Here is a 13846-nt window from a genome sequence, read left to right as displayed (position 1 = left end):
GCATCATCTAGGATTGATCCGATTTCAAGACTGACTTGCTGTAGCCCCTTTGACCAAGCCAATCTCACCGTACTTGCTACCGAGATCGCTGCCTCATCGCGATTCTTCTCTTAACCGATGACCAGTGAATGCTATAGCCGGATGCCCGAGCTGCACCGCGAATGCTTCCTTTTTCGGGAATCAGCGCCAAAGTTCGGCAGACTTCATCTATCGATGTGTTTAAGCCGAAGAACGGCGTTCCGCGAGTTTCGCTGAAGCAATGACCACAGGTCCTGCACTTGAGAAGAGCTCTATTATCCTTCCCGTATCGTTCTTTCAAAAATATATTTCCAGCACCGGTTCTCCCATAATCGGGGCAATCCTCCTCCCAGCACCAGAATTTAGATAAATCCAACTTTTCCTCCATCGGGTCGCGTACCCAGATTACTGAATAGCGCTAACGGGTGACGTAATGGCTGTTTGGCGGAAAATACGTCCCTTGAATTCGATTCGAGTGGCGATTTTCAGTAGATCGAGTACGCGACCCTCCATCGCTACACCCAATCATAATTGGAGGCGGTAATATATAAATTATTCAGTCATACAAGCACACGACCGCGAAATGCCGGATCGAAGAAAAGAAAATAGAAACCAAAACCTCAAAAAAAATATGGTGGTTAGAGGGCCCCAACAACCGGCGGCCCTCAAAAAGGCGGCGGATTTATTCGCAAGAACTATTTGATCTTCGACTCCACCATATCTTCCCTCATCTTGCAGAGGCTCTCAGCCCCCCGGACGTAGAACCAGTAGTGTACGACCACCAGGACCCCCCACCCGAAGGGGGAGTAATAGACGGCCAGGGACGGGTCGATCCTTATCGAGCCCATCATGTTCAGGGCTATCCATATTACGTTCACAACCAGATATATCCCAAGATGGAGCTTGAAGAGCTTCATCTGGTCGGCGACCGTCGCCTCTCTAAAGACCCTTTTATATTCCTCAATAGTTCCAGCCATAATTCACCACCTGCTCAAACCAATACATCGGCATCCAACTTATGCATTCATAAGATTTAAGCTTAATCGATATTTTTAACTATAGTCATTCGCATAAATCCGGCATTTCGCATTAACGGTTTGAACGCTCATTAATTTTCCTGCTATCGATTTTTTGAGAATAGATATCAATCGACTCTGTATAGAGATCAAATAAGGCCAGCTTCATAAAGACTAAGAATATAATTATTAAATTTTTATAATATACTGAATTGTTAATATCGTGTTGACAAATTCTAGTAAAATTATTTTAAACAAAATTTAAGTTAAACGTTTGAATTTATGCACATTTTGGCAAGCAATAAATTCTTAATTTTGCATAGCCTTACTGCGGAATACCGGATAAATCTTTATAATGCATATTATTTAATAAAAATTTCTCGATCCAATAACCTGCATAACTTTTGCATTTAGCGAAACTGCAAAAGGACTCCGCAATGATACGTTTCATCTCCTCTAGATTTGGGACAAAAGAAGTGGATAGTACTCGTTTGGCTCTTCGCTATTCCGTGTTGGTAACTTCAGGATAGCGGTGAGCGGATTAGATCATGCCAATTATTGTCACGGATTCCTGTTCGTGGGTCAGTAGGTGGCGATACACCTCAAGATCATCCCAAATTCCGGCAGTCATGAAGTTATTGGGACCAAGCTACAGGATTAGTGATCCCTTAAATCCACCCACACAAAACAGCGAGGAGCCACTCGTTTTATCGATTTCCAGATGAATTCAATTGGATTCAAATTTGGAGAATATGGAGGAAGATAAACGAGATATATGCCGAGTTCCTTCGCCTTTTGTCTAACGAGTCTGCTCTTGTGAGATGAGAAGTTGTCGATGATAACTACAATCGCTTGATAGGTATCATTTGAAGTTTTTATATCATTTAACTCTACTTTACAAGTTTTGACTTCAGCATATGTTTTCTAAATTATATGCAGGATATGTGCTACTTTCATCTGGATATGTGCACCACATTTGACTTCGCAGAACTTCCGTATTATGTGATGCGCAGGAGTAGTTTATAAACTGGGCTCGGCCGAGGGAAAACTTGGAAAGTAGAGTAATTTATATAATCTTCACGGTCTTGTCAACAAAGAGGTGGTTTAGCTTTAGCTGTCGAAAAATCCTGAAAAGTATTAAGATTAGAGGACAGAACAGAAAAAATTGGTCGTAATTTGGAGGGAAAACCGACATAAGGAACGTTCAGATCGAAGGTCGCGTACCCAGATTACTGAATAGCGCTAACGGGTGACGTAATGGCTGTTTGGCGGAAAATAAGTCCCTTGAATTCGATTCGAGTGGCGATTTTCAGTAGAGCGAGTACGCGACCAGATCGAAAATGTTGAGGTAAAGTACTTCACAGAACGCCAATTGCAGGATAATCGAAGTCCTCATTAGTAATATCTCGCTTTCTTCGCATGGTCGTCTTTATGCAAATTGATAGAAGCCATAATAAAATCTGGGAGCTCATCGTCGTCGGCGCAGGCCCTGCCGGACTCTCTTGCGCGATCAGCGCCGCCGGCGGGGGTGGAAAGGTCCTCGTCCTTGAGAAGAAGCGCTCGCCGGCAAGAAAGCTCCTCATCTCCGGCTCGGGCCGCTGCAACATAACCCACGACGGCGACATCCGAGCCTTCCTCGACCGCTACGCCGGAGCGGGCCGCTTCCTCCGCCCGGCCCTCCTCAGCTTCACCAACCGCGACCTCATCGCCTTCTTTGAGGAAAGGGGGCTTTTTATGACAACGCTGGAGGGGGGGAAGGTCTTCCCGGCTACCCAGAGGTCCCGGGACGTCCTGGCCGTCCTCCTGGCGGAGGTCGAGGCCCGGAAGGTGGAGATATCGGGCGGCAAGACCGTAATCTCCATCGAGAAGTCGGAGGAGGGGTTTATCGTCGCCTGCGGGGATGAGGCCTACCGGTCACGCACGCTCGTCATCGCCACCGGGGGCCGGTCGTACCCCGCCACCGGCTCCTCCGGCGACGGCTACTCCTTCGCCGAGGCCTTCGGCCATACAATCGTCGAGGTCGGCCCCGCCCTCGCCCCCGTCCGGATCAGGGATTACCCCTTCTCCGACCTCGCGGGGATCTCCCTTCCCGGGGCGAGGGTCTCGATATTTCGGGGCAAAAAGGTGAAGGAGGGGGCGGGGGACGTCCTCTTCACCCACGACGGCCTCTCGGGGCCGGGTATCCTCGACCTCTCCAGGGACATCCGGGCCGGGGACGTGCTGCGAGTATCGTTTGCGGGGGAGAGGAGAAGGGAAGAGATAGATAACTGGCTTCTCGAAAGGTCGCAGAAGGACGGTCCGCGAAACCTGAGGTCGGTCCTGGCGGAGATGGAGATTCCCGCGAGGCTCGCATCGAGGGTCCTGGAGGCTCTGCAGATCCCTCAGGACCTAAAATGCGCCTCAATGACCAGAGGGATGAGGACCGGCCTTGCAGACCGGCTCGCCGGCTTTCCCTTCGTCGTCGAGGAGGTGGGGGGCTTCGACTCGGCGATGGCGACCAGGGGCGGCGTCAGCCTCCCAGAGGTGGACCCGAAGACGATGGAGTCGAGGCTCGTCTCCGGCCTCTACTTCGCCGGGGAGGTCCTGGACGTCGACGGCGACTCCGGCGGCTACAACCTCCAGGCCGCCTTCTCGACCGGCGCTCTCGCTGGGCGGTCGATAAAAAAGAGGCTCTCGGGCCCTGGGGGGCAGCAATCTTCCGGGGCGGTCCTTTGATGGCCGGGAATTCGAGGGGCGGGGATGAACCTATGGATCGCCACTTCCGGATCGCCACCTATATCAGAATCTAAAATCATCGCGTCTGTCATTCTGCGAGTAATCCATTTCGAGATTCCCGTCGACGATCCGGAGCGGGCCGTGAGGTTCTACGCCGGGGTCTTCGGCTGGAGGCTGGAGCGCTGGGGGCCCTTCGACTACTGGCTCGCCTACACCGGGGAGGGGCCCGGGATCGACGGCGCCCTCAAGCCCCGGGAGAGCCCCGGCGAAGGGACGACGAACACCGTGGAGGTTCCCTCCTTGCAGGATGCGATGGCGAAGGTCGCTGAAGAAGGGGGCGAGGTGATCTGCGAGATCATGACGGTGCCGGGGGTCGGCCGCTTCGCCCGCTGCCGGGACCCGGAGGGGAACGTCTTCGGGATCATGGAGATGGACGGATCGGCCCGGTGAGCCGGGGGGGTGCGGCTCAACGCCCTCTTCGACGAATCCCGCCGTCCTTCACCCCTCCCATTATGCCTTTCAGATCAGCTCCTCGTCCTCCTCCCGCCAGGGCGGAGAGACGAGGCAGAGGAAGAGAAGGGGGCCTTCGCCGATGCTCTCGATATGCTGGACCGACCCCGGAGGGATGTACACCGCCTGGCACGGCCCTACATCGGCGGATTCGCCGTCGATATGCATAATCCCCTGCCCTTCCAGGATGAAGTAGACCTCCGAGGAGCTCTTAAGCCGGTGGGGGGCCGAGGCCTCCCCCGGCCCGAGGACGGCGTGGGCGAGGCTGTAGCCCATGGATATCCCCTCCTCCCGGTCCGGGTGGAGGAGCTCGCAGATATCGGTCCCGTCTTTCGCGGCGAACCTTCGCCCCTCCTTCAGGTCCCTGATCAACATCTTCTCACCCTACCATTCCATCAGAAAATATCGGGGCTGCACTCTGCGAGGAACTCGTCCCAGAGGCCGGGGTATCTGCGGATGAACTCGGCGAGGAGCTCCTTGGGCTCGGGAAGGTCGAGGTCGACGACTTCGATATCGTGGGACTCCATGAACGCCCTCGCCTCGGGGGCGCTCTCGGCCTCCCCCGCCACGACCCGCTTTATCCCGAACTGGACGGCGGCCCCGGCGCAGAGGTAGCAGGGCATCATCGTCGAATATAATGTGGTGCCGAAGTAGCCACCGGTGAGCCTCGAGCGGCGGAGGCAGTCGATCTCGGCGTGGAGAAGCTGATCTTCCTCCTGGACCCTCCGGTTTCTCCCCCTCCCTATGATCCTTCCCTCCTCCACCAGGACCGCGCCTATGGGAACGCCGCCCTCGGCCAAGCCCGCCCTCGCCTCCTCGAGGGCGGCTCTCATGAAATCCTCGTCTACTTTCATATCGTCACGTCGCCTCCCTTCATATCGTCACATCGCCTCCCTTCATATCGTCACATCGCCTCCCTTCATATCGTCACGGAGCGTCCTTTAATATCGTCCTCTCTATAATTCGATCAGAGCTTCAAGCCTCGCGGACCTCCACCTCGACCTTGGCCCCCATCTCCTCCAGATCCTTCAGGAACCTAACGGGCTCGACGACCCTGCCCATGAAGGAGAGCCCCTGCCTCTTGATGCTGCCGTCGAGGTACTGGCGGAGGAAGGCGGTGACGGGCATCGCCGTGAACTCGTAGACGTCGTCGTGGGACGCTCTCAACCTGACCGCGACCCTCTCGCCCTCCTTCTCCCCCTCCGCCTCCAGGATGGCGGCGACCGCCTCCCCCGGCTCTTTGAACCGCTTCGACCCGAAGACCATGAGCCGTGCCAGCGGCCGTCTCCCAAAGCCCCTCTTCACCTTGCCCAGGGAGAAGGCGAGGGGGGTGACGACGTAATCGACGAACCAGTTCAGCCCGGCTATGGAGATCGAGAGCTCCTCGACCCCCAGCTCCTCCGGCAGGCCCCTCATCTCCGCCAGGGTGATGGGGTAAGAGGTCTTCGTCCCCAGGGGCGGCCCGAAGTCGACCTTCCTGACGTCACTTCGCCCTGCCCGCCTCCACCTGCCATCACTGAAGACCTCGGCGGAGAGGTCGCCGAGGGTCCCGACGAACTCATCTACGGCGCCGCCGGGGTCGAAGTCGCTCCTCATGGCGACGGATACCCTCGCCCTACTGTAATCCGAAAAGTGCGCCCCAGCCCACCGGACGAGGACGGAGGGAAGGCCCGGGAGGAAGCCCGCCTGGGTGACGAGGTTGAAGCCTGCGGCTTCTGCCTCCGGGGCGACGGCAGCGAGGACGGGGACGACCTCCTGGGGATAGTGAATATCCATGTAGTCGGCCCGAGCCTCCAGGGCGGCGCGCGCCGTCTCCTCGACGAAGGAGACCGTCGTCGCCGCATCGATCACCAGGTCCGCCCTCCCGAAGGGCTCCTTCAAGGTGGCGGGGTCGGAGGCGTCGGCCCGGGCCCAGGCAGCCCGACCTCCTGGGAATTTGGCGTTGAGCCCCTCGGCGAGGGCTCGCGCCTCTTCCTCGCGCCTTCCGGCGACGATCAGGTCGGCGTTCGTATAATTCAGGATCGCCCTCGATATGGCGGACCCGGCGCCGCCGTACCCCCCCAAAACCAGGATAGTCTTCTCCGTCTTCTCCGCCAGATTCAGCCCTCCTCAAAACGTAATTGGAAACGATAACATCGTAGGACCTCTGGATGTAAAGCCCTTCCGGGTATCCTCGGATTTTGGGTCGCGTACCCAGATTACTGAATAGCGCTAACGGGTGACGTAATGGCTGTTTGGCGGAAAATACGTCCCTTGAATTCGATTCGAGTGGCGATTTTCAGTAGATCGAGTACGCGACCGGATTTTGTGGGGGGTCTTAAATCTGGGAGAGGGGCTCCATCTGGAAGGATATCATCGACCCGATCGGCTTTTATCCCCTTCAGTCCATGGAACTGATCCAAGAAAATATCTGGTGATCCCATGATCGAGATAGATACAGAGAAGGCAGCAGAGGTAGTGGACATAACCCGCCGGGTGAACGACGCCGTCAGGGAGACGGGAGTCGATGAGGGGATCTGCCTCGTCTATGCCCGCCACACCACCACCGCCATCGTCATAAACGAGGGGGAGGGCGGCCTCGTCGCCGACCTCCTCGAAAAGCTCTCAGCCCTCGCCCCACCGGGGGACGGCTACCACCACGACACCCTCGACGAGAACGCCCACGCCCACCTCCAGGCCGCCCTCCTGGGAAATAGCAAGGCGATCCCCGTCGAGGACGGCCGCCTCGTCCTGGGGACCTGGCAGCGGGTCCTCTTCGTCGAGCTCGACGGACCCCGACAGAGGACCGTCTCCGTCAAGGTCGTCCCCTGCTAGGTTGCCATCCGGAGCTTGGGGAAGGCGTTGGCCTTCTTCGCTTACTGGAGGAGGTTCAGATGGGGGTCCCCGTCGTCATCGTCATCTCCTTGAACCCGGCCATGAGGTCTATCGTGATCGGGCCAGGCCTTCCTCCGCTGATGACCCTCCCGTCGATACTGGTGACGGGGGCGACCTCCGCCGCCGTCCCGGTGACGAAGATCTCGTCGGCGGTGTAGAGGTCGAAGAGGCCTAGGTTCGCCTCCTTCACCTCATATCCCCTGGCCTCGGCGATCTCGATGACGGCGCTCCTGGTGATGCCCTTGAGGTTGTTCATGGTGAAGGGGGTGAAGATCCTGCCGTCTTTTATGACGAAGATGTTGTCGCCGCTCCCCTCCGAGACGTTCCCGGCGTCGTCGAGGAATATCGCCTCGTTTCCTCCCTTGACGTTAGCCTCGATCTTCGCCAGGATGTTATTCAGGTAGTTGAGGGATTTGATATTGGGGGGAAGCGCCGCAGGCGAGTTTCTCCTGACGGTGACGGTGACGGCGGTGAGGCCGACTTCGTAGAGGTCACCGTACATGGCATCCCACTTCTGGGAGATGATCATCACCGTCGGCTTAGCGCACTTCCTGGGGTCGAGGCCCAGATCGCCGACGCCCCTGGTCACCAGAGGCCGGATGTAGGCGTCGGTGAGGCCGTTCTTTCGCAGAGTCTCCAGGATTGCATCTGACATCTCCTCCTGGCTCATGGGGATATCGAGCATTATCGCCCTCGCGGAGTCGTAGAGCCTCGCAACGTGCTCTTCGAGCCTGAAGACCCTGCCGTTGTACGCCCTTATCCCCTCGAAGACTCCATCTCCGTAGAGGAGCCCGTGATCGTAAACCGAGACCGCCGCCTCTTGCGCGGGAATAAACCTCCCGTCCAGATAGACCCAACTCATAAGGCATCCACCACCCCGGCATAAGCGGCAAGGGATAAATGGGTTTTGACCGTTGGAACCCGTCTGGCCCCCGGAGGTCGCTGACCCCGATCGATGGTTTTATTACCGAAAAATACCCCGAGCCTAAGAAGCTGTGTGCCATCTTCGGCGGTGTTGGATTTATGATAAAACTTGGTTTTGTGGTCGCTGAGTTCAACCGGGATATAACCCATCAGATGGAGATCCTCGGGCGAGAACATGCTGAATTTCTGGGCGCAGAGGTCGCGAGAACGATCATGGTCCCCGGCGTCTATGATATGCCCCTCGCCGTAAAGAGGCTGGCGGAGCGCACCGACATTGACGCCGTGGTGACGATCGGCTGCGTCATCCAGGGGGAGACGGGCCACGACGAGATCGTCGCCCAGCAGGCCTCCAGGAAGATCATGGACCTCGCCCTGGAGTTCGGCAAGCCCGTCACCCTGGGGATATCCGGCCCCAAGATGTCGAGGCCGGATGCCCATCGCAGGATAGACTACTCCAAGCGGGCCGTGGAGGCCGCGGTGAAGATGGTGAGAAGGCTGGAGGGGGTTTAGGGGTGGTATCCGATAGGCTAGCCTCCATCTCGGAGTCGACGACGATGAAGATCTCGGCGATGGCAAAGAAGCTCAACGCCGCCGGCCTCGACGTCATCGACCTGGGGGTGGGAGAGCCGGACTTCGATACCCCCAGGAACATCTGTGATGCCGCCATCAATTCAATTCAGAGGGGGGACACCCGCTACCTCCCCACCAGCGGCATCCCGGAGCTACGGGCGGCGATCGCCGAGAAGCTTTATGCCGAAAACGGGATCGAGGTCTCTGCCGACCTGGTATCCGTCGTTCCGGGGGCGAAGATGGCGATCTTCGCCGCCATCCAGGCGCTCCTGGAGGAGGGGGACGAGTGCCTCCTCATAGGCCCCTCCTGGGTCAGCTACGAACCCTGCATCAGCTTCGCCGGCGGGAGGGTCCGGTGGGGGGAGGTGGACGGGGATTTCAAGCCCGTGGACCTCGCCGGCTCCATAAACCCCAAGACGAAGATGATCCTGGTCAACTCCCCCTCAAACCCCACTGGGGCGGTCTTCGACCGGAAGATCCTGGAGGAGATAAGAGACATCGCCGTCGACCACGACCTCGCGGTCCTCTCGGACGAGATCTACGAGAAGATAATCTACGGCACCGACCACATCAGCATAGGGTCATTTCCGGGGATGGAGGAGAGGACGGTCACCGTCAACGGCTTCTCCAAATGCTACGCCATGACCGGCTGGCGGCTCGGCTATCTGGCCGGACCCCAGGAGGTGATGATGTGGGTGAACAGGATCCTCTCCCACTCCGTATCCCACGCCACCACCTTCGTCCAGTGGGCGGGAGTCGAGGCCCTCAAGGGCCCCCAGGAGAGCATCTCCGCCATGGTGGCGGAGTTTCATGAGAGGAGGGACCTCTTGGTATCGGGATTGAGAAAGATCGGGATACGCTGCTCCGTCCCTGGGGGTGCCTTCTACGTATTTCCGGACGTCTCCGAGTTTGGCGGCGGAGACCTCTTCGCCGAGAGGATGCTCTCCGAGGCGATGGTCGCCGCGACGCCGGGCTCCGCCTTCGGCCCCGGCGGCAAGGGCCATGTCCGGATCTCCTACGCCGCCTCCAAGGCCAGGCTCACCGAGGCGCTGGAGAGGATAGAGAAGATGCTGGGGTGAAACGCGAAAGGTCCAAAGCCGGGGGTCTTTCTCTGTCGCAGATACCTGTAAGCCTCAGGTGCGGGGGAACTCACCGCCGCACCTTAAGAATTCACAGGCTTAACGAGCAGATGTCGTCACAGGTTAGGCCCGCAGGATATCCGACATGCTCTAAGTCCCAGTTAGGATGCTGCCATATCCCACAGCTTATGGGATCGCACTCACCTCCGACGACGCCAACATCGATGACGCATGTAGCGTAGACGGGCTGGACGATGGGCCCGTCGACGGACCTCGGGTCGACCTTGACGGTGTTCATAAACCTCCCGTCAGCAACGGCGAGGGCCGAGAACTCGATCGTCTTCGTCTCGAAGGCGCAGATATCCAGGATGTTCCAAACGATGACACCATCCTCATAAGAGGCTATAGGCGTCGACGATTCGAGGAAAGTCATCCCTGCCGGAAGCCAGTCAGTCACCGTGGCAACCCTGGTGGAGTCGTCGTTGTTGGTGATGTCGATCCTGTAATTAACGACCTTGGGGTTGGCGGGGTCGATCTCGGCGCCTTTAATGACGGAGATCGTTCCGTCGTCCAGGCAGCAGGTGAGCCATTTGATCTCTAGGGCGCTATAGTTGGATGCACAGACCCATTCGCCATTGAGGCCAGCGCAGACATTAACTCGGTTTACCAGCTCAGGCGGATAGCCAGCCGAATGGTATTTGCTGACGTCCAGCGAGAGGTCGATCTCGACCACCCCGCCGATCGATAGGTGAGTCAAGGTCCAGTTAGCAGAGGTGTCGGTAATTTCTGTAGGCCTGAGCGACGAGGGCTCGATAAGGCTCGATCCCAGCGGGAAGTAGTCCCGGACGTATACTGGCTGAAGCACCCGGTTACCCTCATTCTCGATTCGGATGGTGTAGTCTGCAACCCTCCTCGTTTTCACAGCGCCCTCGATATGGGGCTCGCCATAATCCCGCGGAAGCGTTTCCACATAGACCCTGTTGAGGGTCTTGGTGACGTTCAGGTGGGGCCTATCGTACTTGGCGACCCCGGTGAGGTGGACCCTCCTCTCGATCGAGTAGTCGCCGATGTACTGTTCATCGAAGTCGATCTCGGGCTCGCTCTGGTTACGCTCCAGGAGAACTCTGTACCGTGCGATCCCCTCGAAGGTGGCGTCGGTGAGCATCTCGTTGAGGCCCCTGGCGACGGTCTCCTTGTCGAGGTAGGAGAGGCTCGTATACTCCTCACCGATGTAGCTCGTCCTCGGCGTAGTCGAGTGCATGCCCTCTCTCCACTTCTGAGAGTAGGCGATCGTCCGGTCATCGGTCAGCTGCTGGCTCATCGGCGCGTGGACGGAGCTGATGTCTTTGGCGATGTAGTTGGTGTAGGTCTCTATGAGCTCTTCAGAGTCGTAGGTGCCTGTACCGGATTCGTAGGACCTCTGACTCTCGCCGATCCGGCGGTCTCCAACGGTGAAGCCGGAGCCAGAGGCCGCCTTCTCGTAGGATACGCCCTTGCCGTACTCGTCGACCCTCTGGAGGATCTTGAAGGATCCAATGTAGTCCTCCCGGACCTCGATGATGGGCGTATCTTGAGGTGTCGATCTGTTGGTGGGCATCTTGAGGAAGCCGATGTGTCCCATACCGTCGAACTCGACGTCGATCTCCATCACCGACTCGTTCTGGTCGAGGAACATCCTCGATTCGCGGTCGATGAAGGTGGCGTACCGGTACTCTTCGCTCATGGAGGTGCCGGTAACCCGATTCTTGGCGTTCGCCGCCTGGGTCCATCTCGACGAGAAGGTCACCTCCCGACCGTGGTACAGGCCGATGGTGGTGGGAGCGTAGGTGGCGGCCATGTCCTTATGCATCAAGATCGACTTGTTCTCGGTCCTGACCGTGACGAGCTCCGCGCTCTCGTAAGTTCCGGATCCGTGCTCCCGGGTGGAAAGCTCCGTCCCTGGATCTGAGACTGTCACGCTCGTGCAGTCGGAGAACTCCCGGTTCGGAAATTCGTCGACGGTAACGTAGATGCAGTTGGTTATGACGTAGGACTGGTAGGTGGTACTGTAGTCGTTTCTGATGTTGACGAAGCCCTTGCCTGCAATGCCCTGGGCCATGTCGAGCTCGAAGTCCTGCTTCTCAGGGACTTTGACCCTCAGAGTTATCAAGGTATCCCAATCTTCAATTCCTTTTACCTGTGGGATCCTCCAGATACCGTCCGAGTCGGGCATAGGCGATGCCTCGATGAACTCAACATCCCGATTGAAAACATCCCTGACGGTGACGTTGGTGTAAGTCGAGTCGAGAGGAGCTTTGATCTGTATCAGGTACTCAATCTCCTCGCCGCGCTTGACATGAGAATTGAGGGCGATCTTTCTAACCTCTAATTCGTCAGTTTGATGGTTACCAAAGTCGGCGTTGGTCTTCGAGGCGGTTGTCAGCATAATCGAGTGCGATCCGCTTGGGGGATACGTCTGAATCCACCCCGGCTTCTGAACTTCTCTCACAGTGTAGCTTTTTGGTGCCAGGTGATCGAAAGAGTAAGTGCCATCTGCTGATGTAACGATGGAGTCGATAACTTCCCCTTCGAAGAGAAGTTCAATCCTCCAGCCGGGAAGGCCCGACTCGCCAGAATCTCTGGCTCCGTTATTGTTGGGGTCGTTGAACTTCGTGCCGGAGATCGAAAAGGCGCCGCTGTGGACGTTCCGGAACGTGGTGGGGAATCCAAGGGAGATCATATCATCTTTCGATAGGCGTTTTTGGTTGCCAACGGTATCAGCCAGCCAGAGATCCCGTAGTTGCCAGGTTCCTGCTTCGCTATATTGGGGGAGGGTCATAACGCTGACATAGATGCCATCAAACTCGTTTCCTGAGACACGGTCCCAACTGCAGAAGCTTGCATACGAATTTTGATTTCCGGAAGGACTGATAAACGAGACACCAGAGCTGCACATGACCTCAGAGACACTTATCCCGCTCAGATCATCGGCCAAACGTGCTGTGAACGTGATATCTTGAGACGACGTTGATGTATCAACCGATTTGGGATCGAAATCGAAGGTCAAGATACTGGGAGGTTCTGTATCTTCATCTGATATCACTTCAAAATCAGTGGGGAAACCAAGGGATATCATGTCATCTTTCGATAGGCGTTTTTGGTTGCCAACGGTATCAGCCAACCAGAGATCCCGTAGTTGCCAGGTTCCTGCTTCGCTATATTGGGGAAGGGTCATAACGCTTACATAGGTGCCATCAAGCTCGTTTCCTGAGACACGGTTCCAACTGCAGAAGCCTGCATGCGAATTTTGATTTCCGGAAGGACTGATAAACGAGACACCAGAGCTGCACATGACCTCAGAGACACTTATCCCGCTCAGATCATCGGTCAAACGTGCTGTGAACGTGATATCTTGAGACGACGTTGATGTATCAACCGATTTGGGATCGAAATCGAAGGTCAAGATACTGGGAGGCTCTGTATCTTCATCTGATATCACTTCAAAATCGGTGGAGAAACCAAGGGAGATCATATCATCTTTCGATAGGCGTTTTTGGTTGCCAACGGTATCAGCCAACCAGAGATCCTGTAGTTGCCAGGTTCCTGCTTCGCTATATTGGGGGAGGGTCATAACGCTGACATATGTACCATCAAACTCGTTTCCTGAGACACGGTTCCAACTGCAGAAGCCTGCGTGCGAATTTTGATTTCCTGAAGGACTGATAAACGAGACACCAGAGCTGCACATGACCTCAGAGACACTTATCCCGCTCAGGTCATCGGTCAAACGTGCTGTGAACGTGATATCTTGAGACGACGTTGATGTATCAACCGATTTGGGATCGAAATCGAAGCTCAAGATACTGGGTGGCTCGGTGTCCTGTTTCATAATCTGGTGATTCCCGAAGTCATTGCCCGTCGAATCGGCATCGACCAAGGTGACCGAATGAGACCCGCCTGGAGGATACGTCTGAACCCATCCAGCCTTCTGGACTTCTCTAACAGTGTAGCTTTTTGGAGCCAGGTGATCGAAGGAGTAAGTGCCATCTGCTGATGTAACGGTGGAGTCGATAACTTCCCCTTCGAAGAGAAGTTCAATCCTCCAGCCGGGAAGTCCCGACTCGCCAGGATCTCTGGCTCCGTTATTGTTGAGGTCGTTGA

Annotated in this window: 11 protein-coding genes and 2 pseudogenes; 5 read left to right on the top strand and 8 right to left on the bottom strand. The window is 56.6% G+C overall.

The genetic code is table 11. The features are described 5' to 3' along the window. Positions 1-713 precede the first annotated feature (713 nt). Both P0O24_RS11450 and P0O24_RS12575 read right to left on the bottom strand, forming a co-directional pair. Positions 714-995: a 2TM domain-containing protein gene (locus P0O24_RS11450; RefSeq protein ID WP_316969891.1), complete on the bottom strand. Its 282-nt coding sequence runs from the start codon at positions 993-995 to the stop codon at positions 714-716. 753 nt (positions 996-1748) lie between these two features. Next, a pseudogene (locus P0O24_RS12575) lies at positions 1749-1913 on the bottom strand (transposase); the annotation flags it as partial. Positions 1914-2465: 552 nt separating this feature from the next. On the opposite strand from P0O24_RS12575, the gene P0O24_RS11445 reads away from it, so the two are divergent. Both P0O24_RS11445 and P0O24_RS11440 read left to right on the top strand, forming a co-directional pair. Continuing rightward, entirely contained in the window at positions 2466-3749 is a 1284-nt protein-coding gene (locus P0O24_RS11445; protein WP_316969890.1) for a BaiN/RdsA family NAD(P)/FAD-dependent oxidoreductase, read from the top strand. Between the two features lie 24 nt (positions 3750-3773). After that, positions 3774-4199, top strand: coding sequence for a VOC family protein (locus P0O24_RS11440; RefSeq protein ID WP_316969889.1), 426 nt, complete (start codon positions 3774-3776; stop codon positions 4197-4199). Between the two features lie 69 nt (positions 4200-4268). Here the strand turns inward: P0O24_RS11440 and P0O24_RS11435 are convergent, their stop codons facing one another. The 3 genes from P0O24_RS11435 to P0O24_RS11425 form a co-directional block, all read right to left on the bottom strand. Further along, complete coding sequence (locus tag P0O24_RS11435; RefSeq protein ID WP_316969888.1) at positions 4269-4634, bottom strand: cupin domain-containing protein; 366 nt, start codon at positions 4632-4634, stop codon at positions 4269-4271. A 20-nt stretch (positions 4635-4654) separates the two neighbouring features. Further along, positions 4655-5113, bottom strand: a complete 459-nt coding sequence (locus P0O24_RS11430) for a nucleoside deaminase (RefSeq protein WP_316969887.1) — start codon at positions 5111-5113, stop codon at positions 4655-4657. A 121-nt stretch (positions 5114-5234) separates the two neighbouring features. Further along, positions 5235-6323, bottom strand: coding sequence for a saccharopine dehydrogenase NADP-binding domain-containing protein (locus P0O24_RS11425; RefSeq protein WP_316969886.1), 1089 nt, complete (start codon positions 6321-6323; stop codon positions 5235-5237). A gap of 357 nt (positions 6324-6680) precedes the next feature. On the opposite strand from P0O24_RS11425, the gene P0O24_RS11420 reads away from it, so the two are divergent. After that, complete coding sequence (locus P0O24_RS11420) at positions 6681-7073, top strand: secondary thiamine-phosphate synthase enzyme YjbQ (protein WP_316969885.1); 393 nt, start codon at positions 6681-6683, stop codon at positions 7071-7073. Positions 7074-7128: 55 nt separating this feature from the next. Here the strand turns inward: P0O24_RS11420 and ilvE are convergent, their stop codons facing one another. Further along, a complete protein-coding gene (ilvE, locus tag P0O24_RS11415; protein ID WP_316969884.1) occupies positions 7129-7995 on the bottom strand; it encodes a branched-chain-amino-acid transaminase in 867 nt (288 codons plus the stop codon). A 161-nt stretch (positions 7996-8156) separates the two neighbouring features. Here ilvE and ribH point away from each other — a divergent pair, with 161 nt between their 5' ends. Both ribH and P0O24_RS11405 read left to right on the top strand, forming a co-directional pair. Beyond that, entirely contained in the window at positions 8157-8567 is a 411-nt protein-coding gene (ribH, locus tag P0O24_RS11410; protein ID WP_316969883.1) for a 6,7-dimethyl-8-ribityllumazine synthase, read from the top strand. Between the two features lie 2 nt (positions 8568-8569). After that, on the top strand, positions 8570-9706 hold the full coding sequence (locus P0O24_RS11405; RefSeq protein ID WP_316969882.1) for a pyridoxal phosphate-dependent aminotransferase: 1137 nt from the start codon (positions 8570-8572) through the stop codon (positions 9704-9706). A 91-nt stretch (positions 9707-9797) separates the two neighbouring features. On the opposite strand, the gene P0O24_RS11400 is transcribed toward P0O24_RS11405, so the two are convergent. Both P0O24_RS11400 and P0O24_RS12570 read right to left on the bottom strand, forming a co-directional pair. Further along, a complete protein-coding gene (locus P0O24_RS11400; protein WP_316969881.1) occupies positions 9798-12425 on the bottom strand; it encodes an SdrD B-like domain-containing protein in 2628 nt (875 codons plus the stop codon). 1185 nt (positions 12426-13610) lie between these two features. Further along, positions 13611-13846 (bottom strand): annotated as a pseudogene (locus P0O24_RS12570) (SdrD B-like domain-containing protein); the annotation flags it as partial.

Source organism: Candidatus Methanocrinis alkalitolerans (assembly GCF_029167205.1).
Taxonomy (GTDB): domain Archaea; phylum Halobacteriota; class Methanosarcinia; order Methanotrichales; family Methanotrichaceae; genus Methanocrinis; species Methanocrinis alkalitolerans.
The sequence above is the reverse complement of the archived record's forward strand: the minus strand, read 5'-3'. Positions and strand labels throughout refer to the sequence as shown.

What these genes read in the sequence shown, in the direction of transcription:
- P0O24_RS11450 (WP_316969891.1), bottom strand. Translation starts at nt 995, where the DNA reads ATGGCTGGAACTATTGAGGAATATAAAAGGGTCTTTAGAGAGGCGACG.
- P0O24_RS11445 (WP_316969890.1), top strand. Translation starts at nt 2,466, where the DNA reads ATGCAAATTGATAGAAGCCATAATAAAATCTGGGAGCTCATCGTCGTC.
- P0O24_RS11440 (WP_316969889.1), top strand. Translation starts at nt 3,774, where the DNA reads ATGAACCTATGGATCGCCACTTCCGGATCGCCACCTATATCAGAATCT.
- P0O24_RS11435 (WP_316969888.1), bottom strand. Translation starts at nt 4,634, where the DNA reads ATGTTGATCAGGGACCTGAAGGAGGGGCGAAGGTTCGCCGCGAAAGAC.
- P0O24_RS11430 (WP_316969887.1), bottom strand. Translation starts at nt 5,113, where the DNA reads ATGAAAGTAGACGAGGATTTCATGAGAGCCGCCCTCGAGGAGGCGAGG.
- P0O24_RS11420 (WP_316969885.1), top strand. Translation starts at nt 6,681, where the DNA reads ATGATCGAGATAGATACAGAGAAGGCAGCAGAGGTAGTGGACATAACC.
- ilvE (WP_316969884.1), bottom strand. Translation starts at nt 7,995, where the DNA reads ATGAGTTGGGTCTATCTGGACGGGAGGTTTATTCCCGCGCAAGAGGCG.
- ribH (WP_316969883.1), top strand. Translation starts at nt 8,157, where the DNA reads ATGATAAAACTTGGTTTTGTGGTCGCTGAGTTCAACCGGGATATAACC.
- P0O24_RS11400 (WP_316969881.1), bottom strand. Translation starts at nt 12,425, where the DNA reads ATGATCTCCCTTGGATTCCCCACCACGTTCCGGAACGTCCACAGCGGC.